Genomic DNA, 531 nt, shown 5'->3' with positions numbered 1-531 from the left:
TCATACAACTCATCCGCTTCTTCGCGTTTTTGTTTCAGGCTCAATTTAATCAGTTCCAACTGTTTGGCCAAATCTTCGTCAGCCAGACGGATGTCAAACCAATCATGTTTGCTGGACAGGCTTGCCAAATATTCGGTAGTAATTTCGCTGCCTTTAGCCAGCTTCATCGGACCACCATTGGCTTTTTGACCAACAATCATACGCTCGATACGGTCGAATGCGTCATTATCGAAAATACGTAATTGATCGCCCAAATCTTGACGGTAACGTTTCAATTCAGAATCAATAATGGATTGAGCACGTTTGTCGCGTTGGATACCTTCACGAGTAAAGACTTGAACGTCGATAACGGTACCGCTCATGCCGGTAGGCATACGCAATGAAGTATCTTTTACATCAGATGCTTTTTCACCGAAGATGGCACGCAGCAGTTTTTCTTCAGGAGTCAGTTGGGTTTCGCCTTTAGGTGTTACTTTACCTACCAAGACGTCACCTGCTTCTACTTCTGCACCGATATACACGATACCGGAT

At 44.4% G+C, this 531-nt stretch carries 1 pseudogene; it reads right to left on the bottom strand.

Going from position 1 to position 531, the window contains the following annotated elements:
• Positions 1–531, bottom strand: a pseudogene (locus ACTHUR_RS17720) (DNA-directed RNA polymerase subunit beta); the annotation flags it as partial.

The organism is Neisseria sp. P0021.S007 (assembly GCF_051956855.1).
Note: the sequence above shows the minus strand (reverse complement) of the source record. Positions and strands in the feature narration are given on the sequence as shown.